Origin of the sequence: Pseudomonas sp. SB113, assembly GCF_040754745.1 — a bacterium.
Classification (GTDB): domain Bacteria; phylum Pseudomonadota; class Gammaproteobacteria; order Pseudomonadales; family Pseudomonadaceae; genus Aquipseudomonas; species Aquipseudomonas grimontii.
Genome location: NZ_JBFMHW010000007.1, coordinates 85,101 through 106,682, shown reverse-complemented (window position 1 = coordinate 106,682; position 21,582 = coordinate 85,101). Strand labels below are relative to the sequence as shown.

Genomic DNA, 21,582 nt, shown 5'->3' with positions numbered 1-21,582 from the left:
CCCGGCTCGCCACACTGCCCGACGGACAACGCAACGCTGAGTGGGCCGATGAAAGGAATGCTGTTATTCGCCGTGTTGTTACTGGCCATCTGCGCCATTTCATTAGGGATCAATGTCGTGCTGCCATCCCCGGATGGGGCGTTGTTTGCCATCGCTATCCTGCTGTCGGCCGCTTTCACCGCCGTGAGCCTGTGCATCGAGTTGGGAGAGGGGCGCATCAATGACATGGGCGACGTGATGAAGGTGGTCGAGACCGGCCAATCCTTGCGCCTGACCCTGGCCGCCTATGGGCTGGGTTGTTCGCTGGCCGCCGCCGTCACGGTGCTGGTGTATCGCGGCCTGCTGGGCGGCTGATTGAAGTTTTTTGATTAGCGCGCTTCCATTACCTGTTTCAATCCGTTACTATCCGCAGCGTTAGTACCAAGCTGAAAGTCAATTCTGGTCGAACAACTCCCCTGAACAACACGGGATCGACCACCTCGATGGTTTCCAGGTATCACTTGCGACGACACTGCCTTTGAACAAGCAAAGGGTGCCGCGAAGTTTTCATACTCTGACCGAACCAACCTGCAAATTGATCAGGATCTTCACCCTGGGCCCAGAACCTTTGCCCCTGTTGTGCTGCCTGCCCTCCTAAGTACCTACCTGCCAGCCCAAGCGCGCCTAACTTATTAGCGCTTCAAACTGGCTGCTTTGTTCCAGTCGGGTTCTTCGTTTGATCAATGGTGATCAACGTTACTGGAACGTTTTAACGTTGCACGGTTCTTATCCGTGTCATTTGTAGGAACACCAATAATATGTCCGCTATCCACACTCAGGATGCCATTCGCACCCTCACCAATGCTTTTGCTCCAATGAACTGCCTGATCATGGCCGCTCGCAAAGGCTGCTTCAGCTTCACCCTGGTCAACGAACACGGCATCGCTCGTCACAGCGAACGCCTGTACCCCGATCAATACTCCAGCGCTGAACCGCTGCAGGCCGTGATCGAGCGTACCCGTCAGGCACTGGTTGCCTGATCGACCCGAGTCGCTGAAACACAAAAAACCCTGTTTAAAACACAGGGTTTTTTATTGCCCGAAATTCGTATCTTGAGCATTTGTACTAAGTTCAAATCGATATAAACGTTATAACTGGATGAGGAAGATGTTTTAAAAACAGTCCTTTACCTCATGAATATGACACTACACTTCAACTCAAGCGGCATGATCCGCTTCCGACGAGCCTGAGATCCGATCCACTGCTGCCAAGCCCCTTTTCTCAGGACTCGTCGACCACTTCCACGGATTGAGGCGTGTATGGGTATCGCAGCCAGTGAATTGTGTCGCTATGTGATCCGGCCGACGCTGACTTACCTCGGCCAGCAGAGCCCAACGGCTGAGTCACTGCTGCTGGGTATTGCGGCCAGCCAGTCGGAATTGGGTTCCGCCTTGCACGATCGACGCGGCCATGGCCTATACAGCATCACCGAACCTCGCCATCGCGCCTTGTGGGATAACTACCTGGCGCTCGACCCCGAGCGTGCCAGCCTGGTACGCGGGCTGGCCAGCCAACATGCCTTCCTCAGTGCGCCCCAACTGGAGCTCACCGTAAACCTGCGTTACGCCACCGCTATCGCTTGGCTCCTGGTCGAACAACACAGCCCCGCCCTGCCACCACCTGGTGATGTTTTAGCCATGGCGCGTATCTGGAAAGAAATATTTCATCCTCAAGGAAGGCTGCGGGATTTCACCCAAGCCTGGCAAACCTGTGTTTCCCCCATGAATCACGTGGCCTGCTGACCTTGCAATTTGCAAGATTCGGCAAAAAACCCGAATTCTGGTCGGATTGTCCTACAAAACCGCTCTATCTCCTGCATTACAGCCTATAGCGCGATGTTAATTTTATTGATACTTTCCGCTGCGGTGATCACCACGGAGTTCTAATAATGAAAAAAGTAATGCTCAAGACCACACTTAGCCTCGCCGTTGCCATGGCATCCTCCCAACTGTTCGCAAGCGGTTTCGCACTGAACGAACAGAGCGTCAGCGGGATGGGTACGGGTTTCGCAGGTCGCTCCTCTTCTGCCGATGATGCAAGCACTGTCTACGGTAACCCGGCCGGTATGTCCCGACTGAATGGCCAGCAAATCACCGGCGGTGTTGCTGCCATTGATGCGTCGACCGACATCAGCAATACCGGTGGCAACTCTCGCGGTTCCAACAAAGGCGACATGGTTCCGTTCACCGCGGTGCCATTCGGTTTCTACACCAACAAACTCAACGACCAGTGGGCCATCGGCTTCGGTGTATACGCACCGTTCGGCCTGGTGACCGACTATGAAAACGGCTTCCAGGGCCGTGGCTTTGGCAGCAAGAGCGAAGTGAAGGTCATGACCTTCCAGCCAACTGTCAGCTACGCGTTCAACGACCGTGTATCCATCGGTTTCGGCCCGACCATCAACCGGATTTCCGGTGTGCTCGAGTCGGACAGGACCCTCAACCCGCTCGTCCCCGATACCAACGTCAAACTCAAGGGTGACGATACCGCCCTGGGTTTCAACGTCGGCGTATTGGTCCAGGCTACCGACACCACGCGCGTGGGTCTGACCTATCACTCGAAGGTCAAGTACAAAATCGAAGGCCACACTACCGTCAGCGGCCCCGCAGCCACTCAACCAATCCTGCGTAACAACCGTTACGACGCCTCGCTGAAAATCGACACCCCAGAGTCCTACGACCTGTCGGTCACCCAAGACCTGACCGATGCCTGGAAACTCTATGGCGGTGCAACCTGGACGCGCTGGAGTCGTCTGAAAGAGATCAGCGTCAACAACGAAGGCGTAACAGCAGCGGGCGGCATACTGGCGCCAAGCCAACTCGGTACCATCACCGAAGAACAAAATTGGCATGACACCTGGGCCTACGCCGTGGGTACCTCGTATCAGTTGACCAAGCAAGTCGTGCTGCGTACCGGCCTGACCTTCGACCAATCCCCGACGAACAACACCGATCGTTCGCCGCGCATCCCGACTGGCGACCGTACGATCTTCAGCGTGGGCCTGGGCTACAAAGTCATGGATAACATGACCGTCGACCTGGCGTATTCGTACCTGAAAGAAGAAGACATCAAGATCAACCAGACTGCTGACGCTCCGTCGACAGCCAGTTACCGCGCCAAATACGAAAACAGTGCCAACGGTTTCGGCCTGGGCATGACCTACACCTTCTGATCCAGACGGGTGTAAAAAAGCCCCGCACTCCTGCAAAGGAGGCGGGGCTTTTTAGTACCCGATGATCAGGGTTTAGACGCTATAGCCTGCTCCACAGCCTTGATCAGATCCGGGCTGTCCGGCTTGGTGAGGCTGGAGAAATCGGCAATCACCTTACCCTGGCGGTCGACCACGTACTTGTAGAAATTCCACTTCGGCGCGTTGCTCTGCTGCGCCAACACCTTGAACAGGTGCACCGCGTCCGGCCCCTTGACCTTCTGCGGCTCGGTCATGGTGAAGGTCACGCCGTAATTCACGTAGCAGACCTTGGCGGTTTCTTCGCCGGTCTTGGCCTCCTGCTTGAAGTCATCGGATGGCACACCGATCACCTCCAGCCCTTCGCCCTTGTAACGCTGATACAGCGCTTCGAGACCTTTGAATTGCGGCGCGAACCCGCAAAAACTCGCCGTGTTGACGATCACCAAGGGCTTGCCGGCAAAACGTTGGCACAGGTCGATGGATTCCTTGGCGCGCAGCTTGGGCAATTGGCCCTCCAGCAACGGCGGGCAGTCGGCAGCCAACGCCACGCCGCCAAAAGCAGCCATCAGCACAGGTACAGCAAGCCAGCGCATCTGCATGTCGAGACGTCCTTTAAAAAGTTCAGGGATCGAACTTAACAGATCGACATACCCAGTTGCATCAACGCCAGGCCACCGCGCTGCCATCCCCACCAGGCCAGCGCCAGCAACAGCGCAGTCGCTGCTGCCCCGCCGAACCAATACCAGCTCGAACTCATGCCGCCTCCATCTGCGCCTGCAATCGCGCCACCGGCCGCTCACGCACCGGCCAATTCAGGGCTGCGGCGAGCACGCTCAACAGGATCGCCACTTGCCAGATCAAATCGTAGTTACCGGTTCGATCATAGACCACCCCGCCCAACCAGCCGCCAAGGAACGAGCCAAGCTGATGAAAAAGGAACACGATCCCACCCAGCATGGAAAGGTTTCGCACCCCAAACAACGTAGCGACCGTGCCGTTGGTCAGCGGTACCGTGGACAGCCACAGGAAGCCCATGGCCATGCCGAACAGGTACGCCGTGACTTCGGTCACCGGCGCCCACAGGAACAGCATGATCACCACCGCGCGCAGCAGGTACAACCCGGTCAACAAGCGCGGTTTGGACATGCGCCCGCCGAGCCAGCCGGCGGTGTAGGTGCCGAAGATATTGAACAGCCCGATCAACGCCAACACCGTGGTACCGACCGTGGCCGGCAAGTGCTGGTCCACCAGGTAAGCCGGCAGGTGCACACCAATAAACACCACCTGGAAACCGCAGACGAAAAAGCCGAAGGCCAGCAACCAGAACCCGGAGTGGGAGCAAGCTTCCTTCAAGGCTTCACGCAGGGTTTGCTGGCCAGCCATCACCGGCAGCGGGCGGTCCTTGAGCATGCTCACCAGCGGCAGGATCAGCGCCACCATCAAGCCCAACACCAGCAAGGCTGCCGACCATCCCAGCCAACTGATCAAGCCCAAGGTGCCCGGCACCATGGCGAACTGGCCAAACGAACCGGCGGCGCTGGCAATGCCCATGGCCATGCTGCGCTTTTCCGGCGCCACGGCGCGGCCGACCACACCCAGAATCACCGAGAACGACGTGCCCGACAGGCCAATCCCGATCAGCAGGCCCGCACTCAAGGACAACGACCACGCCGAATCCGACATGCCCATCAACACCAGGCCTGCGGCGTATAACACCCCGCCGACAAACACCGCCTTGGTGGCGCCGAAACGGTCGGCCAAGGCTCCGGTAAACGGCTGCGCCAGGCCCCAGATCAGGTTCTGCAAGGCGATGGCAAAGGCGAAGGTCTCACGGCCCCAGCCGAATTCGCTGCTCATCGGCGCCAGGAACAGGCCGAAACCGTGCCGCACGCCCAAAGACAACGCCAGGATCAGCGCACTCCCTACAAGGATCCAACCACTGGTGCGCCACATCGACGTCATTTCTTATTCTCCGCTCGCGGGTATATACCCGCTTGTAGTCGAACAAACCCGCGTTCAGGCGAGTTCATCCAGCAAGGCCAACAGGGTTTCGCGTTTTTCCGCGCCGAGTTGATCGATCAATTTCTGTTGCGCCGCCTCCCAAGCGGGTAACGCTGCGGCCAGTCGCTCTTCACCGGCTGCGGTCAACAACACCAGGCGGTTGCGCAGGTCATCACCCTCCACCATCTGCACCAGCCCCTCGCCTTCCAGCACCCGCAGGTTGCGCCCCAAGGTGCTGCGATCCAGGCCCATGGCGTCGGCCAGGCTGGAAATGCTCGGTTGATCGAGGCGCTGCAGGTTGCACAGCAAAGAATACTGGGCAACGTTGATCCCGAAGCCGTCGAGGGCGCCGTCGTAGTGCCTGCTGACGCCACGGGCGGCACGTCGCAGGTTGGTGCATAAACATTGGGAGGCAAGCATGGAACGTGTATATACCCGCGATTAGGGAAATGCAAGAAAGTGTTACAACGCCAGGCCGACCAGAACAGCCACTTCCAGCAGCTCCAGCAGCGCGCCAGCGGTGTCGCCGGTGGTGCCGCCGAGGCGATTGACCATCAGTTGGCGCAGGCCCATAAAACACACGGCCGCGAGCAGCACGGCAACCCCACCGCTGAAACCACCGATCAGGATGCAGGCCAGGCCACTGAGGACCAACACCTGTTGACCGACGATGCGCGGTAAATGATCCGACAGCGCCTGACCCAACCCACCCGCTCGCACATACCGCGTGGTGAGAAACAACGCCAGCATCGACGCCCGCCCGATCAACGGCGCGAGAATCAACGCCGCACCGTTGTGCTGCTCGATCAACGCCACCAGCGCTGTGAACTTGAGCAGCAACACCAGGCCCAGGGTGACCACGGCAATCGGCCCGCTGCGTGGATCTTTCATGATGCTGAGAGTGCGCTCGCGGTCGCCGAAACCGCCCAGCCAGGCATCGGCGCTGTCCGCCAGGCCATCGAGGTGCAAGCCGCCACTGAGCAACACCCAGGCCGTCAGCAGCAGCGCGGCGTGCAACAACAGCGGTGATCCGACCAGCAGCGTATTCAGGCCCCACAGCAGTACGCCGAACAGCAACCCGACCACGGGATAAAACAGCAACGAGCGCCCCAGCTCCTGCGGTTGCGGCATGCCCGGCAGACGAATAGGTAAGCTGCTGAGAAATTGCAGGGCGATCCAGAACGGCAGCATCCTCAGATTCCTTCCTTCAGCACGCCATCGGCGCCGACCTGCAGGTTGAACAACCCGCCATGACCGACTTCGACATTCAGCAACTGCTCACGGGGCAGCCCCCGAGCCTGGGCCAACAGCAAACGCATCACGCCACCGTGGCTGATCAACAGCACACGCTGACCGGCATACGCCTCATGCAGGCGTAAGACGGCGCCCAACACCCGCTGGGAAAACTCGCCAACCGGTTCGCCCTGGGGCGGTGTGAAGCTATAGGGATCGGCCCAGAACCGGCCCAAGCCTTCGGCGTCGGTCTCCATCAGCGCTGCGGCACTCTGCCCTTCCCATGCACCGAAGTGCAGTTCCTGCAGGTCCTTTTCCAGGCTCACCGGCACATTCAGCCGCGCGCCCAGCTCATCCGCGAACCGCGCGCAGCGTTGCAGCGGCGAGCTGATCAGCCGATCCCAAGGCCCCTGTGCCACCACGGCGGCGCGCATTTGTTCCCAGCCCTTGGCGGTCAATGCATCGTCCAGGCTGCCGCGCAGGCCACCCCCCAGTTCGGTTTCGCCATGGCGCAACAGGTCCAGGTGCAAGGTCATTCCGGACGGTCTGCCACGGCCGCTTCGGCAAACGTCGCCATCTGCCCGTGCAGCGCACAGGCCAGGCGCAGCAACGGCACCGCTAACGCCGCGCCACTGCCCTCGCCCAGGCGCAGGCCCAGTTCCAGCAACGGTTGTGCGTCGAGGCTCTGCAAGACATGGCGATGGCCAGGCTCGGCACCGCGATGACCGAACAGCAGCCAGTCGCGGCACGCCGGGTTCAAGCGCGTGGCGACCAGCGCCGCGACGGTGCAGATAAACCCATCCACCAGCACCACAATGCCTTCCTGGGCGCAGGCCAGATAAGCGCCCACCAAGGCAGCGATTTCAAAGCCGCCAAGATTGCACAGGGTTTGCAGCGCATCCCCACGCTGCGCGGCATGCAAGGCCAGCGCGCGCTCGATCACCGCCACCTTGTGACTGACGCCTTGGGCATTCAACCCCGTGCCCGGGCCCGTCAGGTCGGTCACCTGGCAATCGAGCAAAGCGCAGGCCAGCGCACTGGCAGCGGTAGTGTTGCCGATGCCCATCTCGCCGCCGACAAACAACTGCGCACCGCTTTCACGGGCGCGCAGCACACTGTCGCGACCCGCCTGCAATGCCAATCGGCCCTGGGCGCCGGTCATTGCCGGGCCCTTGACGAAATTGGCGGTGCCCGCGCCGATATTCAGGTGCCGCACGCCGGGCAGGCGCAACGAAGGGGTCACCGTGCCAAGGTCGACGACTTCCAACCGCGCATCCAGTTGCCGCGCCAATACACTGATGGCCGCACCACCGGTGACAAAGTTATGCAGCATCTGCCCGGTCACTTCCTGGGGAAACGCCGATACACCTTCGGCAACCACGCCGTGGTCACCGGCAAAGATGGCAATCCACAGCTGTTCCACCGACGGCTTGACCTGGCCCTGCAAGCCGGCCAATTGCACCGCCAACGCTTCCAACTGGCCCAGGGAGCCGGCCGGCTTGGTCAATTGCTGCTGGCGCGCCAGGGCTTGTTCGTACGCCGAGGCGTCAATGCCCTTACAAGGGTTGAGCCACCAGGAGTCAGTCATAACGCAGTACCTTTCAACGTCAGGGGCAGGCCGGCAACCGTCAGGACAACACGCTGACACCGCTCGGCCAAGGCTTGATGCAGCCAACCGGCTTCATCCACATAGCGGCGAGTCAATTCGCCCAGCGGCACGACACCCAGACCGGTCTCGTTGCTGACAAAAATGATTTCACCCGGCAGCACGGCCAGGGTTTCCAGCAATTGATCGCGCTCAAACGCCAGGCGCTGCGCGTCTTCGAGCATCAGCAGATTGGTCAGCCACAGGGTCAGGCAATCCACCAACAGGCAACGACCAGGCGCAGCGTTTTCGCGTAGCACACGCGCCAGCTCGACAGGTTCTTCGATCAAACCCCAATGATCAGGGCGACGCTCGCGATGCAAGGCAACGCGGGCATTCATCTCACCGTCAAGCGGTTGGCTGGTGGCGATATAAATGACGGAAAAACCACACTCTGCAGCAAGCTTTTCAGCAAGGCGGCTTTTGCCGGAGCGGGCGCCGCCTAAAATCAGTTGAAGCATGAGACACCCCCTACCCACCCATCCACGATGCGAAGCGAGTCGTTTTTGATCTGGCTTTTGATCTGAAGTCGCCCCGTAAACCACGCTGGCCGAACGCAGGCTTGAATCCGTGGGTAACCCGGCAGGACGCCGGGTTAGCCGCACTGGGCCAGGGATGGCCCATTGCGGCGGCCCACGGATTCAAGCCTGCGTTCGGGCACACCGAGCCCAAGCGAGGTGCCGAGTGGTGGGGCGAAGACCTTTTGGTTACTTTTGGGTCTTTCCAAAAGTGACCCGCTGTAAGAGCGGAACCATAAGTGGCCGTTACCGCAGGAATGGATATGTACTCGGTATACCTGAACAATTCAGCACCTGACACACCGCCTTCGCGAGCAAGCCTGCTCCCACATTTGGATCGCATGCACACCGTTAAACCCCGCACAGCTTGCGCAATAAATCAGTATCCAAATGGTTCTCCACCAGGTCGGCCAACCGCTCAATATCGCGCTCGCGCAAAGCGTGATAATCCACCTCCTGCACATCCTGCAACCCAGCCCAACGCAGCAACGCACTGCAGGCCGCCGGGGTCTCGAACAAGCCGTGCAGATACGTGCCGAGAATCTGCCCGTCAGCGCTTTGCGCGCCGTCACTGCGACCGTCATCCAGCAGCACGGCGGCGTTCGACAGGGCAGCGCCGCACGTCACGCCCGCATGGATCTCATACCCGCTGACCTCGGCATTTTCCAGCAACAAACGCCCGCGAACATTACGCAGTTGCTTCTCTTCTTCCAGGGTGGTGCTGAACGCCAGCAGCCCCAGGCCGTCGCTGGAACCGGCTGGCCCTTCCAAACCTAACGGGTCGTGCACTTGCTCACCGAGCATCTGCAAGCCGCCGCAAATCCCCAGCACCTTGCCGCCATAGCGCAAGTGCCGCGCCACGGCAGTGTCCCAACCATTGGCCCGCAGGTACGCAAGGTCGCTGCGCACGCTTTTCGAACCGGGCAGGATGATCAGGTCGGCGGCCGGAATCGGCTGGCCCGGCCCGATGAACTGCAAATCCACCTGGGGGTGCAGGCGCAGCGGATCGAAATCCGTATGGTTGCTGATGCGCGGCAACACCGGCACCACCACCTTGAGCACCTGCGCCGCCTTGTCGATCTGGCGCTGGTCGATGCCGTCCTCGGCTTCCAGGTGCAGGTCCATCACGTAGGGCAATACGCCCACCACCGGTTTGCCGGTGCGTGCTTGCAACCAATCCAGGCCGGGTTGCAGCAGTGCAATGTCGCCGCGAAAGCGGTTGATGATGAAACCTTTGACCCGCGCCTGTTCGCTGGGGGAGAGCAATTCCAGGGTGCCCACCAGATGGGCGAACACGCCGCCGCGATTGATATCGGCAATCAGCAGCACCGGGCAGTCGACGGCCTCGGCGAAGCCCATGTTGGCAATGTCGTTGGCGCGCAGGTTGATCTCGGCTGGGGAGCCTGCACCTTCCACCATCACCACCGGGTAGGCTTCGCTCAACCGCGCGTGGGAAGCCAGCACCGCCTGCATCGCGATGGCTTTGTAGTCGTGATAGGCCACCGCGTTCATGCTGGTCACTGCGCGGCCATGGATGATCACCTGGGAGCCGGTGTCGCTGTTGGGTTTGAGCAGCACCGGGTTCATGTCGGTGTGGGGCGCCAGGTTGGCCGCCTGGGCCTGCACCGCCTGGGCGCGGCCGATCTCGCCGCCTTCGGCCGTCACGGCGCTGTTGAGCGCCATGTTCTGCGGTTTGAACGGCACGACTGCAATACCCTGGCGCACCAGCCAACGGCACAACGCGGTGACAAGGGTACTTTTGCCAGCATCGGAGGTGGTGCCTTGCACCATCAGCGTACTCATGAGGCGTCCTTATAGGCAGCCAGCGCTTCGTCGAGGCGCAACCAATCGGCCTCGGTGTCAGGTAGGCCAAAACGCACGCTGCTGTTGTGCACAAACAGACGCAGCAAGATGCCGCGCTGGGCCATGAATTCGTGCATGCGCTCGGCGTGCGGGGTGATCAGCCATTGGAACAACGCGCAGCCGCCCTGGGGTTGAAAGCCACGGCGCTCGAGCATTTCAAACAAGCGCTGGGCGGCCTCGATGCAGCGTACCCGCTGCCGCGCATGGCCGGCGGTATCGCGCAGGCACACTTGGCCCAGCACCCGCGTCGGCCCGCTGACGGCCCACGGCCCGACCTGTTCGGCCAGCAGCTTGAGCAGCCTGCGCTCGGCCAGCACAAAGCCCAGACGCACCCCGGCCAGGCCGAAAAACTTGCCGAACGAGCGCAGCACAATCAGGCCGACCTGATGGGCCTGGCTCGCCAGGCTCAACTGCGGGGTGACATCCATGAACGCTTCGTCCACCACCAGCCAGCCGCCGCGCTGGGCCAGCCTTGAGTGCCAGTCCAGCAGGCGTCGCGGGGTCAGGCTCAGTCCGGTGGGGTTATTGGGATTGACCACCACCAGCACGTCGAGGCCGTCGAGGAAGAAGTCGACTTCCTGCTCCTGCACCTCACGCACCACGTAACCGGCACGGCGCCAGGCCTCGGCGTGTTCGGCGTAGCACGGCGACAGCACGCCGACCTTGCCGGCGCGGCGCAGGCGCGGCAGCAACTGAATCGCCGCCTGCGAGCCGGGCACCGGCAGCAGATGCGCGGCGCCGTAATACTCGCTGGCCGCCTGTTCCAGGCCGTCGTCGGATTCCGGCAAGCGCGCCCAGGCCCGCAGCGGAATCTCGGGGATCGGCCACGGCCAAGGCGCGAGGCCGCTGGAAAGGTCCAGCCAATCGGCCTCGGCAATCCCGTACTGAATCGCTGCCTTGCGCAGCCGGCCACCGTGCTCAAGCATAAAACTGCCCCCCCACGCATAGAATCAGCAGCCACAACCATACGCCGCGCTGCACCAGCTGCCAGCCGCGATCAATAGAGTCGGCATCCGCTGCCGGGCCTTCGCCCAGTTGCGGGCGATGGTGCACCTCGCCGTGGTAAATCGCCGCGCCGCCCAACTCAACGCCCAACGCACCGGCACCGGCCGCCATCACCGGTCCGGCATTGGGACTGTCCCAGGTCGGCCCCTGGGTGCGCCAGCATTTGAGGGCCAAGCGGGTTTTGCCCAGCACGGCGTAGGTCAAGGCCACCAGGCGTGCCGGAATATAGTTGAGGACATCATCGATCTTGGCCGCGGCCCACCCGAAGCGCTCGAAGCGTTCATTGCGATAGCCCCACATGGCGTCGAGGGTGTTGCTCAGGCGGTAGAGCACCACGCCCGGCACGCCGGCGACGACAAACCAGAACAGCGCGGCAAACACCGCATCGCTGCCGTTTTCGAGCACCGACTCGGTGGCGGCGCGGGCGACTTCGGTGCGGTCCAGCTCGCTGGTCTGGCGGCTGACCAGGTAGCTCACGCGCGTGCGGGCCGCGTCGAGGTCATCGCTGCGCAGGGCCTGGGCCACCGGGATCACATGTTCGCCGAGGCTGCGCATGCCGAGGGCGCAATACAACGCAAGGATCTCCAGTACCCAGCCGATATACGGCGCCCACGACAACGCGGTAGCCAGCAGGGTCAACGGCACCACGGCGATAAACCATGCGGTCACGCCATGGCTGCGCCAGCCACGGCCACCGCTGTTGAAACGCTGCTCGATGCGCCCGGCAAAATTACCGAACGCCACCAGCGGATGCCAGCGCCTGGGCTCGCCCAACAGCGCATCCAGCGCCACCGCGGCGACACACAGCAAGGCCACACTCATTGACTCACTCCCCACGCATTTTCATACAACATGTCACTCAACGGCCGAGGCTCGGTCCAGCCTTCGAGCTGCAACATCGGTGCCGGGTAAAATTCCGTCACCGGCCCCAGGCACAAGACCGCCAGGGGTTTCGCGCCGGGCGGCAGGCCCAGCAGGTCGGCCAGGGCCTGGGGTTCGAACAGCGAGACCCAGCCCATGCCCAGCCCCTCGACCCGGGCAGCCAACCACAGGTTCTGGATCGCACAGGACAGCGACGCCAGGTCCATTTCCGGCAGGGTGCGCCGTCCGAAGATGTGGCGCTCACGGTCATCCATCAACGCCGCCACCAGCACTTCGGCGCAATCGTGGATACCTTCGACCTTGAGCTGCATGAACGCGTCGGAGCGCTCGCCCAATGCCTCGGCGGTGCGCACGCGCTCTTCTTCCACCAGGTGTTGAATCTGGCTTCGCAACGCGCGGTCGCTGATGCGGATAAACCGCCAGGGCTGCATCAGGCCAACGCTGGGGGCCTGGTGCGCGGCCTGGAGCAGGCGATGCAGCAATTCGGGGGCGACCACGCCGCCGCTGAAGTGGCGCATGTCGCGGCGTTCGGCGATGGCGCGGTAGACGGCGTCGCGGTCGGCCTGGGGGAAAGCGTTGTCGGTCATGGCCCTAGCGGGGGCAAGCCCCCTCCCACAGTGGATAGGGTTTCAGCTCGGTCCGGTGCAAACAAGGCGGCTACCGCCGTCGGATTCGAGGGGAAATAGAAGTGCACGTAAGAGGCCGTCATCCGCCCCTGTCGGAAGACCGCTTCGGCACCGCGCCCACCGTTCGGGCTCAGGCCACGGGCAATCGGCTGGCACTCGGTGCTGGTCAGGGAATGGTGATACGTGTGCCCGCGCAGCACGCCTTCCGGCAGCTCTACGCTTTGCAGGGCCAGGGCCGCGAGTTTCTTTTGCATCACCGCGTCGCCTTGCAGCAGGCCGACCAGTTCGGCGCGGGTGCCGTCGACATCGGTGAGCGAATCCAGCAGGTAGAGCATGCCGCCGCACTCGGCGAGCAAGGGTTTGCCGGCGGCATGGTGGTTACGAATGGCTTCAAGCATCAGGGTGTTTTCCGACAGCGCCTGGTGGTGCAGTTCCGGGTAACCGCCGGGCAGATAGAGGCTGTCGGCGTCGGGCAATTGGCGATCATGCAGCGGCGAGAAGAAGCGCAACTCGGCGCCCATCGCCCGCAACAGGTCGAGGCTGGCGCCATAGGTGAAGGCGAAGGCTTCGTCACGGGCCACCGCAATGCGCACACCATCCAGTAACGGCTCGGCCTCGATCACTGCTGGTGCGGCGAAGGTCACCGGTGGCGGCAATGCGACTTCACAGCTGCTGCCCAATGCCTGGGCGGCGGCGTCCAAGCGCACGTCGAGATCGTTCAGCTCGCTGGCCTGCACCAGGCCCAAATGGCGGCTGGGCAGTTCGATCCCGGTTTCGCGGGACAATGCGCCATACCAGCGCAGGCCTTCGGTCAGGCTGCCTTCCAGCAGTTGCGCATGGCGCAGGGTGCCGACGCGGTTGGCCAGCACCCCGGCGAACGGCAGGTCCGGCTGATAGCGCGCCAGGCCGAGGGCCAGGGCGCCAAAGGTCTGGGCCATGGCGGTGCCGTCGATGACACCGAGCACCGGCACGCCGAAATGCCGCGCCAGGTCGGCGCTGGACGGCGTGCCATCGAACAGGCCCATCACACCTTCGATCAGGATCAGGTCGGCCTCCCCCGCCGCTTCCCACAGCAGGCGGCGACTTTCCTGCTCGCCTACCATCCACATGTCCAATTGATACACCGGCGCACCGCTGGCGCGCTCGTGGATCATCGGGTCCAAGAAGTCCGGGCCGCATTTGAACACACGCACCTTGCGCCCCAGGTTGCGGTGCAAACGGGCGAGCGCGGCGGTGACGGTGGTTTTGCCTTGGCCGGACGCCGGTGCGGCGATCAGGACGGCCGGGCAATGACGGGGCTGATTCAAAGTTCGACGCCCTTCTGTGCCTTGATACCGGCCTGGAACGCGTGCTTGAGCATGCCCATTTCGGTGACGGTGTCGCCCATCTCGATTAATTCAGGCTTGGCGCCACGGCCGGTGACGACCACGTGCTGCATCGGCGGACGGGCCTGCAGGTCGCTGAGTACCTGATCGAGGTCCAGGTAGCCATGCTTGAGGGCGATGTTCAGCTCATCCAGCACCACCAGGCCGATGGTGGGGTCTTGCAGCAGTTCACGGGAGACGGCCCAGGCGGCTTCAGCGGCGGCGATATCACGCTGGCGATCCTGGGTCTCCCAGGTGAAGCCTTCGCCCATCACGTGGAAACGCACTTGCTCGGGGAAGCGGCGGAAGAACAACTCCTCACCGGTGCTGTTGCGCCCCTTGATGAACTGCACCACACCGCACTGCATGCCGTGGCCCATGGCGCGCGCGAGCATGCCGAATGCCGAGCTGCTCTTGCCTTTGCCGTTGCCGGTCAGCACCAGCAGCAAGCCGCACTCATTGGGGGAATTGGCGATGCGCTCGTCGATCACGGCTTTTTTGCGCAGCATGCGCGCCAGGTGGCGTTCGTCGCGGTCGGGGGTATCGGTCATGGCAGCTCTCCGTTGGGGCTGGACAAAAACGGCAGGCAGGAAAAAACAGACAGCCAAGCATCGCCCACCGTGATGCTGTTGGATGATCCAGGCCGGTCTCCGGGCTCATGAGTGGCGCGCTTGTTCTCATCTACAGCGCGAACACGCCGACGGCGCGCCTTCCCATATCGCGGGCGATACAGTGGCAAAAGGCACCGTCTTGACTCATTTACCGTTGCGGGGGCAGCGCCGGAATCGCGGCAGCACTGTGTACAAGTGCGCTCACTCACCGGCTTCCCTGTTTCACTCTGTCGACCCATGGGTCACAGAGCACCTGGAACAAGCCGCGAAGGTTAGTGGGTTGGGGGTGGAGCGTCAATTAAAGCTGGCCTTGCACTTGAACCATCGCACCGCCGCTCTCCTCTACCCTTACAGGTATCAAGGAGAACACCATGCAAAAAACCAGATTCGCCCTACTCATCATGCTCGCCGGCAGCCTCGCCGCCTGCGGTGAAAGCTCCACCCTGCAGGTGTCCGATGGCACCGGGCCGTCGCCCCAGCTACCAGAGCCGAACAAAACCCTGATCCCCACCGTGAACATCGCCCCGGCAATCGGCTGGCCAGAGGGCGTGAAGCCGACAGCCGCGGCCGGCACCCAAGTGGCGGCGTTCGCCGAAGGCCTGGACCACCCGCGCTGGCTGTATGTGCTGCCCAACGGCGATGTGCTCGTGGCGCAAACCAATGCGCCGCCCAAGCCGGACGATTCCACGGGCATTCGCGGCTGGGTCATGGAGAAGGTCATGGGCCGTGCCGGCGCCGGGGTACCAAGCCCGAACCGCATCACCCTGCTGCGCGATGCCGATCACGATGGCGTCGCCGAGACCCGCACGGTGTTCCTGGAAAACCTCAACTCACCGTTCGGCATGACACTGGTCGGCAATGACCTGTACGTGGCCGATTCGGACAAGCTGCTGCGCTTCCCCTATCAAGCGGGCGAAACCGCGATCAAGGCACCTGGCACCACGGTGGTCGACCTGCCGGGCGGCAGCATCAATCACCACTGGACCAAGAACGTGGTCGCCAGCAAGGACGGCAGCAAACTGTATGTGAGCGTCGGCTCCAACAGTAACGTCGGCGAAAACGGCCTTGAAGCGGAACAGGGCCGGGCGGCCATCTGGGAAGTGGATCGCGCCAGCGGCCAGCACCGCATTTTTGCTTCCGGCCTGCGTAACCCTAACGGCATGGCCTGGGAACCCCAGAGCGGCAAGCTATGGACAGCGGTAAACGAGCGCGATGAGATCGGCAGCGACCTGGTGCCGGACTACATCACCTCGGTCAAGGACGGCGGGTTCTACGGCTGGCCGTTCAGCTATTACGGCCAGCATGTGGATGTGCGCGTCACACCGCAAAACCTGGACCTGGTCGCCAAGGCAATTGCGCCGGACTATGCGGTCGGGCCTCACACCGCTTCTTTGGGCCTGACATTTGCCGAGGGCAGCAAACTCCCGGCGCCGTTCAGCAATGGCGCGTTCATCGGACAGCATGGTTCGTGGAATCGCAAGCCGCACAGTGGCTACAAGGTCATCTTCGTGCCGTTCGAGGCAGGCCAGCCTAAAGGCCAGCCGGTGGATGTGCTGACCGGGTTCCTCGATAAAGATGAGAAAGCCATGGGCCGCCCGGTGGGCGTGGTGATTGATCAGCAAGGGGATTTGCTGGTGGCGGATGACGTGGGGAATAAGGTGTGGCGGGTGTCGGCGGCTAAATAAACGCCCCCAGACGCAACATAAAACCAATGTGGGAGGGGGCTTGCTCCCGATAGCGAAGTATCAGTCACAGTATCTGTGCCTGACCCACTGCTATCGGGAGCAAGCCCCCTCCCACATTTAGTTCGGTGTTTGGTTCAGGGGTTGCGTGCCAGATTGGCCGGCAACACACGCTTGGCGCTCAGGTAGGCATTCTGCCAATACGCCTTGGACAAAGTATCCAGCTTCACCGTACCGCCGGTTTGCGGCGCATGGACAAAGCGGCCTTCACCCACATAGATCCCGGCGTGGCTGACCTGGGAACCGCCACCGGTGGCGAAGAACAGCAGGTCGCCGGTCTGCAGGTTCTGCTCGCTGACATCCTGGGCGCGCATCACGATCAGTTCGCGGGTGGTGCGCGGCAGGGAGATGCCGGCGGCGTCGCGGAAGACGAAGCCGATCAGGCCGCTGCAATCAAAACCCGAGTCCGGCGTGTTGCCGCCCCAACGGTAAGGCGTGCCGACCAGGCCCAGCGCACGAAAGAGCACGTCTTCGGCCGCAGGCGAGAAATTCTGGGTGGAATAGTTGAATAGCGGCTTGGGCTTGACCGCAACGGGAGCGGGTGGCGGCCGGCTGGCGCAGGCGCTGATAAGCGCGGCGCAGAGAATAAGGATCAGGCGGGCTGAGGTCGACATGTGCAGAACAATCCTGGTCTGGATGCGGCTATCGCTGCCGAACGCTGAAAACCAGAACGCGCAAGCAAAGCTCGCGCGAACGGATTACAACAATGTCCAGGGATTCTAGCGCTTACACGTCAAACTTCAAGTAACACTTTAAGTTTACTTGCTGGCGGTAACCGTAGTCGGGGCCATGGCGAGTGCGCGCTTGGCTTCGATGAAGGTTTTGCTCCAGTAGCTGTCGCCCAGGCTGTCGACTCGAACACCGCCACTGCGACGGCTGCTGGAGTGGATAAACTGGTTATCGCCCAGGTAGATACCGGCGTGACTCACACGACCACGGCCTGCAGTACTGAAGAAAAGCAGATCACCGGGCTTGAGGTTGTTGCGTGCGACCAACGGTGCTTTCACGTTGATCATTTCGCGAGTGGAGCGTGGCAGGTTCATGCCAGCTTCTTCACGAAACAGGTAGCCGATGAAACCGCTGCAATCGAAACCGGCTTCAGAGGTACCGCCGAAACGGTAACGGGTACCGATCAGGGACATGCCGCGTTCGAGGATGCTGTCGGCCAGAACTGGAAGCTGGTAAGGCTTGTTGCCGGAGAAAGCGGCCAGTTCCTTTTCGGTTGCTTGCTCTTCTTTATAAAGAGTCTCTTCATAAACAGAAGCAGACTGCGCAGCAACGAATTTTGCCTGGGACTGTTGTTGAGTTTTTTGCTGCTCAACCACCTGTTGAGGGTGGGAGGCGCAACCAAACAACAGGGTAACGAGTGCGAGGGGCACGAGGGGTGCGAAGCGATTTAGCATGGGCACGACCGTGGCTGATGTGTAAAGAAGTCGAGACTATGCCCTCTATCACATCGATTTGCAAATTCAATCGTATTTTATGTGACTTCTTGTTTGGACTATGACATCTAAGCCCTTAACACCCTATGCAACCCATTTGCGTGGCCAAACCGGCCCAAACGCGGGTTTTCTGGCGCCTGTAATTCGCCGAAAGCCCCGAAAACAAAGGGCGGGCTACCAGCCGAGGGTTTCCTTGAGGAAGGGGATGGTCAGCTTGCGCTGGGCCTGCAAAGAGGCCTGGTCGAGCTGTTCGAGCAAATCGAACAACGCGCTCATGCTGCGGGTGCCACGGGTGAGGATAAAGTGCCCGACTTCATCGGTGAGGTGCAGGCCGCGACGGGATGCGCGCAATTGCAGGGCGCGCAATTTGTCTTCGTCGGACAGCGGGCGCATCTGGAAGATCAGCGCCAGGGTCAGGCGCGACTTGAGGTCAGCCAGTTTCACCGGCAACTCGCGTGGCGAGGTAGAGGCGGCGATCAACAAGCGCCGGCCGCTGTCACGCAAGCGGTTGAACAGATGGAACAGCGCCTCTTCCCAATCCGCCTTGCCGGCCACTGCCTGCAGATCGTCCAGGCACACCAGCTCATATTGCTCAAGGTTGTCGAAGATCCCGATACCGCGATCCATCAACTCGGCCAGGGGCAGGTAAACCGCCGGCTCGCCCATCTGCTCGAAACGCAGGCAAGCGGCCTGCAACAGGTGGGTACGCCCTACGCCGTGCTTACCCCACAGATAGATCAGGCTTTCGGTCCACCCGGCGTCGGCTTCGCAGAGCCGCTCGACATAGCCGAGTGCAGCGGCATTGGCGCCTGGGTAGTAATTGATAAAGGTAGCGTCATCACGCAGACGCACACCTAAGGGCAGCTGAATCGGTTTCATGCTGACTGAACGGCTCCCATCGAACCGTTAGTGGCCTCTGTGTAAAGTTTGCAAAGTTTATACCCGTGACGCCGGGCGCACAATGCAGCAGACCACAAGCAAAATCAAAGGTTTGCGTTAACTTGCCGGTTTTACGCGGATTGTTTGACGCCATAGCCCCACAAACAACAAACCCGGCCGAAGCCGGGTTTGTGACGCAGCGTTTACAGGTCGGGGTCTTCGACCCCCGTATAGGCGTCGGAATCCTTGTACAGATCGTGCACATGACGCACCAGCACCATGATCACCGCCGCCACCGGCAGTGCCAGCAGGATGCCGGTAAAGCCGAACAGCTCGCCGCCCGCCAGGATCGCAAAGATCACCGCCACCGGGTGCAGGCCAATCCGGTCCCCCACCAGTAACGGCGTGAGCACCATGCCCTCCAAGGCCTGGCCGACCATGAACACCGCGACAATCCCCAGCATCGGGTAAAGGTCGCCGCCAAACTGGAACAGCCCGGCCACCAGCGCCGCACCGATACCAATCACAAAGCCCATATACGGCACGATAGCGGCAAGGCCGGCGATCAGGCCGATCAACAAGCCCAGCTCCAGGCCGATGGCCATCAAGCCTGCCGCGTAGATGATCCCCAGCGCCAGCATCACCAGCAACTGCCCGCGCACAAAGGCGCCAAGCACCTCATGGCACTCGCCGGCCAGGGCCACGATGCGCTCTTCACGGTTGCGCGGCAGCAGGCTGCGGATCTTGGCCATCATGATGTCCCAATCGCGCAGCAGGTAGAACGCCACCACCGGAATCAGCACCAGGTTGGTCAGCCAGCCGATCAGCGCCAGGCTGGACGCGGTCGCCTGGCTGAGGATCACACCCACAATATCGGTGGTCTGGCCCATGTGCTCGCTGATCGCCGCCTTGACCTTGTCGAACTTCCAGAAACCATCCGCCAGCCCGAGCTTGGTTTGAGCCCACGGCATCGCCGTGTGCTGCAGCCAGTCCAGCATCTGCGGTGCCAGCTCATAGAGTCGGAACAGTTGCTTGGCCAGCATCGGCACCAGCACCAGCACCAGCGCGGTGATGATCAACGTGAACAGCGCAAACACTGCAACCACACCCAATGTCCGCGACAGACCGGCTTTCTCCAGGCGATCCACCACGGGATCGAACAGATAGGCGAGCAGCAACGCAACCAGGAACGGCGTCAGGATCGAATGCAGCAAGAACACAAACACGCACAGCAGGACGATCCCGCCAAGCCACACCCAACGACGCGTATCCGCCATAAACCACTCCATTATCTGCTTCTATCTATATAGGAAGAACGTTTACCAACGAAAACGCAGTTGCGCCTGGGGCTCAGGAGCCGCTGCCGGTTGTGTGCCATCGACCACGGGCTGCTGCGCGGGGGCCTCACCTGCCGGCACCTCCTGCAACTTGGCCAGGCTCAACTGGGTACGCAACTGATCGGCGCTGCCGTGGACCCGATACACAATACGATCCCCCTCCACGCGCTGCGGTTGGCCACCAAACGGCTCGAGCAGATGCCCCAGGGCCGCATAGCGCTCCAGGTTCATGCCCTGCACTTCCAGCAGTTGTTCGGTGCTCACGCCAGGCTTGACCGCAAAGCGCGGCGCGAGTTTTTGGCTGACTGCCAGCATGACCGCATCAGCCAGCGCGCCAGTGTCGGCGCCTTGCGCAGTGCCCTGCTCGCTCTTGTCACCCAGCCACAGGCGCCATTTGGCCTGCCATTGATTGCCTTCCTGGCGCGCATGCACGGCGAGCAAGGCGTCGGCACCGTAGCGCTCGGACGCGGCGCGCAACGGCGTGGCATCGGCACTTTCCAGATTCGGCGCCGTGGCGACGACCTGTTCATCCAGATCCCCCAGCGGCAGGCGCAACGGCAAGCCACGGTGTTGTGCCGCGCGGCGCAGGGCCTGTGCGGCAGCCTGGCCATCGCCGACGAGGCTGCTGCCTTCGGTGGAGTCGTTCAGCCACCAGCCGAGGATCGACGGCCGGTTACTGCCCCAGATCGACAAGCCCGCTTCGCGCAAGACGCGATCGGTGCTGACCGGATCGAAGTCCACTTGCAGGCTCTCGGGTGGGCCGGCGTCGTAGCCGTATTGGCTGATAATTTGCTGCGGGTCCTTGCGAACCGCCGCAAGGCCCGGGCCGTCGGCAGCCTTGGCATCGCCGGTGAGGCGAATGACCAAGGTCTGCACCGCGCGCTGGGTGGCCTGGTCTCGCTCTTGCGGAGACTGGCTGCTGACCGGTTCAAGTACTTGATAAAGACCATTGAGGGTTTCGGCATGACTCGCCAGGCTGACCAACGACAGACAGCCTACAAAGAAGAATTTACACAGACGCATGGAGGATTCCCGAACAACAGATTTAGCGGCTGGAACAGACCGCGTGAACTCGGTTTGCCAAGGCTGTGACCACAGCGACCGGTAAAACATTCACAAGGTCCTGGTAAGTTTTCGCTACGTCATAACGATAGCGGATTCAAGGCTATACCTTAATACGTGCCATGGCAGAGGCGATTGGCTTT

The 21,582-nt window shown here is 61.7% G+C and carries 24 protein-coding genes and 1 riboswitch; of the genes, 5 read left to right on the top strand and 19 right to left on the bottom strand.

Annotated features, from left to right (window positions below; genetic code table 11):
* Positions 1-48: 48 nt before the first annotated feature.
* The 4 genes from AB1462_RS11550 to AB1462_RS11535 all read left to right on the top strand — a co-directional run bounded on the left by AB1462_RS11550 (position 49) and on the right by AB1462_RS11535 (position 3,211).
* A complete protein-coding gene (locus AB1462_RS11550) occupies positions 49-354 on the top strand; it encodes a hypothetical protein (protein ID WP_090400080.1) in 306 nt (101 codons plus the stop codon).
* A gap of 443 nt (positions 355-797) precedes the next feature.
* Complete coding sequence (locus AB1462_RS11545; protein WP_010563939.1) at positions 798-1,019, top strand: hypothetical protein; 222 nt, start codon at positions 798-800, stop codon at positions 1,017-1,019.
* A 279-nt stretch (positions 1,020-1,298) separates the two neighbouring features.
* Positions 1,299-1,781 carry a hypothetical protein gene (locus AB1462_RS11540; RefSeq protein WP_090400082.1) on the top strand — a complete coding sequence of 161 codons (483 nt, stop codon included), beginning with the start codon at positions 1,299-1,301 and terminating at the stop codon, positions 1,779-1,781.
* 146 nt (positions 1,782-1,927) lie between these two features.
* Positions 1,928-3,211, top strand: coding sequence for an OmpP1/FadL family transporter (locus tag AB1462_RS11535; RefSeq protein ID WP_259193664.1), 1,284 nt, complete (start codon positions 1,928-1,930; stop codon positions 3,209-3,211).
* 65 nt (positions 3,212-3,276) lie between these two features.
* Here the strand turns inward: AB1462_RS11535 and AB1462_RS11530 are convergent, their stop codons facing one another.
* The 14 genes from AB1462_RS11530 to cobO all read right to left on the bottom strand — a co-directional run bounded on the left by AB1462_RS11530 (position 3,277) and on the right by cobO (position 14,917).
* Positions 3,277-3,828 carry a glutathione peroxidase gene (locus tag AB1462_RS11530; protein WP_090400088.1) on the bottom strand — a complete coding sequence of 184 codons (552 nt, stop codon included), beginning with the start codon at positions 3,826-3,828 and terminating at the stop codon, positions 3,277-3,279.
* Between the two features lie 35 nt (positions 3,829-3,863).
* Positions 3,864-3,986 (bottom strand): hypothetical protein, encoded by a 123-nt coding sequence (locus tag AB1462_RS11525; RefSeq protein WP_261384985.1) that lies wholly within the window; start codon positions 3,984-3,986, stop codon positions 3,864-3,866.
* Positions 3,983-5,182, bottom strand: coding sequence for an MFS transporter (locus tag AB1462_RS11520; RefSeq protein WP_167361137.1), 1,200 nt, complete (start codon positions 5,180-5,182; stop codon positions 3,983-3,985). The genes AB1462_RS11525 and AB1462_RS11520 overlap by 4 nt, the downstream gene beginning before the upstream one ends.
* Before the next feature lie 63 nt (positions 5,183-5,245).
* Positions 5,246-5,650, bottom strand: coding sequence for a MarR family winged helix-turn-helix transcriptional regulator (locus AB1462_RS11515; protein ID WP_090400092.1), 405 nt, complete (start codon positions 5,648-5,650; stop codon positions 5,246-5,248).
* A 42-nt stretch (positions 5,651-5,692) separates the two neighbouring features.
* The gene (locus AB1462_RS11510; RefSeq protein WP_090400094.1) at positions 5,693-6,421 is read right to left on the bottom strand and encodes an adenosylcobinamide-GDP ribazoletransferase; all 729 of its coding nucleotides are present in this window, start codon (positions 6,419-6,421) and stop codon (positions 5,693-5,695) included.
* A gap of 2 nt (positions 6,422-6,423) precedes the next feature.
* Entirely contained in the window at positions 6,424-6,999 is a 576-nt protein-coding gene (gene cobC / locus AB1462_RS11505; RefSeq protein WP_090400096.1) for an alpha-ribazole phosphatase family protein, read from the bottom strand.
* Entirely contained in the window at positions 6,996-8,051 is a 1,056-nt protein-coding gene (gene cobT, locus AB1462_RS11500) for a nicotinate-nucleotide--dimethylbenzimidazole phosphoribosyltransferase (RefSeq protein ID WP_315337906.1), read from the bottom strand. The genes cobC and cobT overlap by 4 nt, the downstream gene beginning before the upstream one ends.
* Positions 8,048-8,569: a bifunctional adenosylcobinamide kinase/adenosylcobinamide-phosphate guanylyltransferase gene (cobU, locus tag AB1462_RS11495; RefSeq protein WP_367246749.1), complete on the bottom strand. Its 522-nt coding sequence runs from the start codon at positions 8,567-8,569 to the stop codon at positions 8,048-8,050. The genes cobT and cobU overlap by 4 nt, the downstream gene beginning before the upstream one ends.
* Before the next feature lie 408 nt (positions 8,570-8,977).
* Positions 8,978-10,429: a cobyric acid synthase gene (locus tag AB1462_RS11490; RefSeq protein ID WP_090400103.1), complete on the bottom strand. Its 1,452-nt coding sequence runs from the start codon at positions 10,427-10,429 to the stop codon at positions 8,978-8,980.
* A complete protein-coding gene (gene cobD / locus AB1462_RS11485) occupies positions 10,426-11,415 on the bottom strand; it encodes a threonine-phosphate decarboxylase CobD (RefSeq protein WP_259193669.1) in 990 nt (329 codons plus the stop codon). Before cobD ends, AB1462_RS11490 begins: the two co-directional genes overlap by 4 nt.
* Positions 11,408-12,316 carry an adenosylcobinamide-phosphate synthase CbiB gene (gene cbiB, locus AB1462_RS11480; protein ID WP_367246748.1) on the bottom strand — a complete coding sequence of 303 codons (909 nt, stop codon included), beginning with the start codon at positions 12,314-12,316 and terminating at the stop codon, positions 11,408-11,410. Before cbiB ends, cobD begins: the two co-directional genes overlap by 8 nt.
* Positions 12,313-12,963 (bottom strand): 5,6-dimethylbenzimidazole synthase, encoded by a 651-nt coding sequence (bluB, locus tag AB1462_RS11475; RefSeq protein ID WP_090400109.1) that lies wholly within the window; start codon positions 12,961-12,963, stop codon positions 12,313-12,315. The genes cbiB and bluB overlap by 4 nt, the downstream gene beginning before the upstream one ends.
* Positions 12,960-14,309 carry a cobyrinate a,c-diamide synthase gene (locus AB1462_RS11470; protein WP_367246747.1) on the bottom strand — a complete coding sequence of 450 codons (1,350 nt, stop codon included), beginning with the start codon at positions 14,307-14,309 and terminating at the stop codon, positions 12,960-12,962. The genes bluB and AB1462_RS11470 overlap by 4 nt, the downstream gene beginning before the upstream one ends.
* Positions 14,306-14,917, bottom strand: coding sequence for a cob(I)yrinic acid a,c-diamide adenosyltransferase (gene cobO / locus AB1462_RS11465; protein ID WP_027603802.1), 612 nt, complete (start codon positions 14,915-14,917; stop codon positions 14,306-14,308). Before cobO ends, AB1462_RS11470 begins: the two co-directional genes overlap by 4 nt.
* Before the next feature lie 72 nt (positions 14,918-14,989).
* Positions 14,990-15,249, bottom strand: a riboswitch (cobalamin riboswitch).
* 99 nt (positions 15,250-15,348) lie between these two features.
* On the opposite strand from cobO, the gene AB1462_RS11460 reads away from it, so the two are divergent.
* Positions 15,349-16,662: a sorbosone dehydrogenase family protein gene (locus AB1462_RS11460; protein ID WP_259193672.1), complete on the top strand. Its 1,314-nt coding sequence runs from the start codon at positions 15,349-15,351 to the stop codon at positions 16,660-16,662.
* Between the two features lie 134 nt (positions 16,663-16,796).
* Here AB1462_RS11460 and AB1462_RS11455 read toward each other — a convergent pair whose 3' ends face one another.
* From AB1462_RS11455 to AB1462_RS11435, 5 genes are all read right to left on the bottom strand, one after another.
* Positions 16,797-17,333 (bottom strand): C40 family peptidase, encoded by a 537-nt coding sequence (locus AB1462_RS11455; RefSeq protein WP_090400115.1) that lies wholly within the window; start codon positions 17,331-17,333, stop codon positions 16,797-16,799.
* A gap of 144 nt (positions 17,334-17,477) precedes the next feature.
* Complete coding sequence (locus tag AB1462_RS11450; protein ID WP_315338273.1) at positions 17,478-18,122, bottom strand: NlpC/P60 family protein; 645 nt, start codon at positions 18,120-18,122, stop codon at positions 17,478-17,480.
* Between the two features lie 213 nt (positions 18,123-18,335).
* Positions 18,336-19,040, bottom strand: coding sequence for a DnaA regulatory inactivator Hda (hda, locus tag AB1462_RS11445; protein ID WP_027603798.1), 705 nt, complete (start codon positions 19,038-19,040; stop codon positions 18,336-18,338).
* Between the two features lie 203 nt (positions 19,041-19,243).
* Positions 19,244-20,317 carry an AI-2E family transporter gene (locus AB1462_RS11440; RefSeq protein ID WP_090400117.1) on the bottom strand — a complete coding sequence of 358 codons (1,074 nt, stop codon included), beginning with the start codon at positions 20,315-20,317 and terminating at the stop codon, positions 19,244-19,246.
* 42 nt (positions 20,318-20,359) lie between these two features.
* Entirely contained in the window at positions 20,360-21,400 is a 1,041-nt protein-coding gene (locus AB1462_RS11435) for a DUF2066 domain-containing protein (RefSeq protein ID WP_090400119.1), read from the bottom strand.
* Between the last annotated feature and the right edge of the window lie 182 nt (positions 21,401-21,582).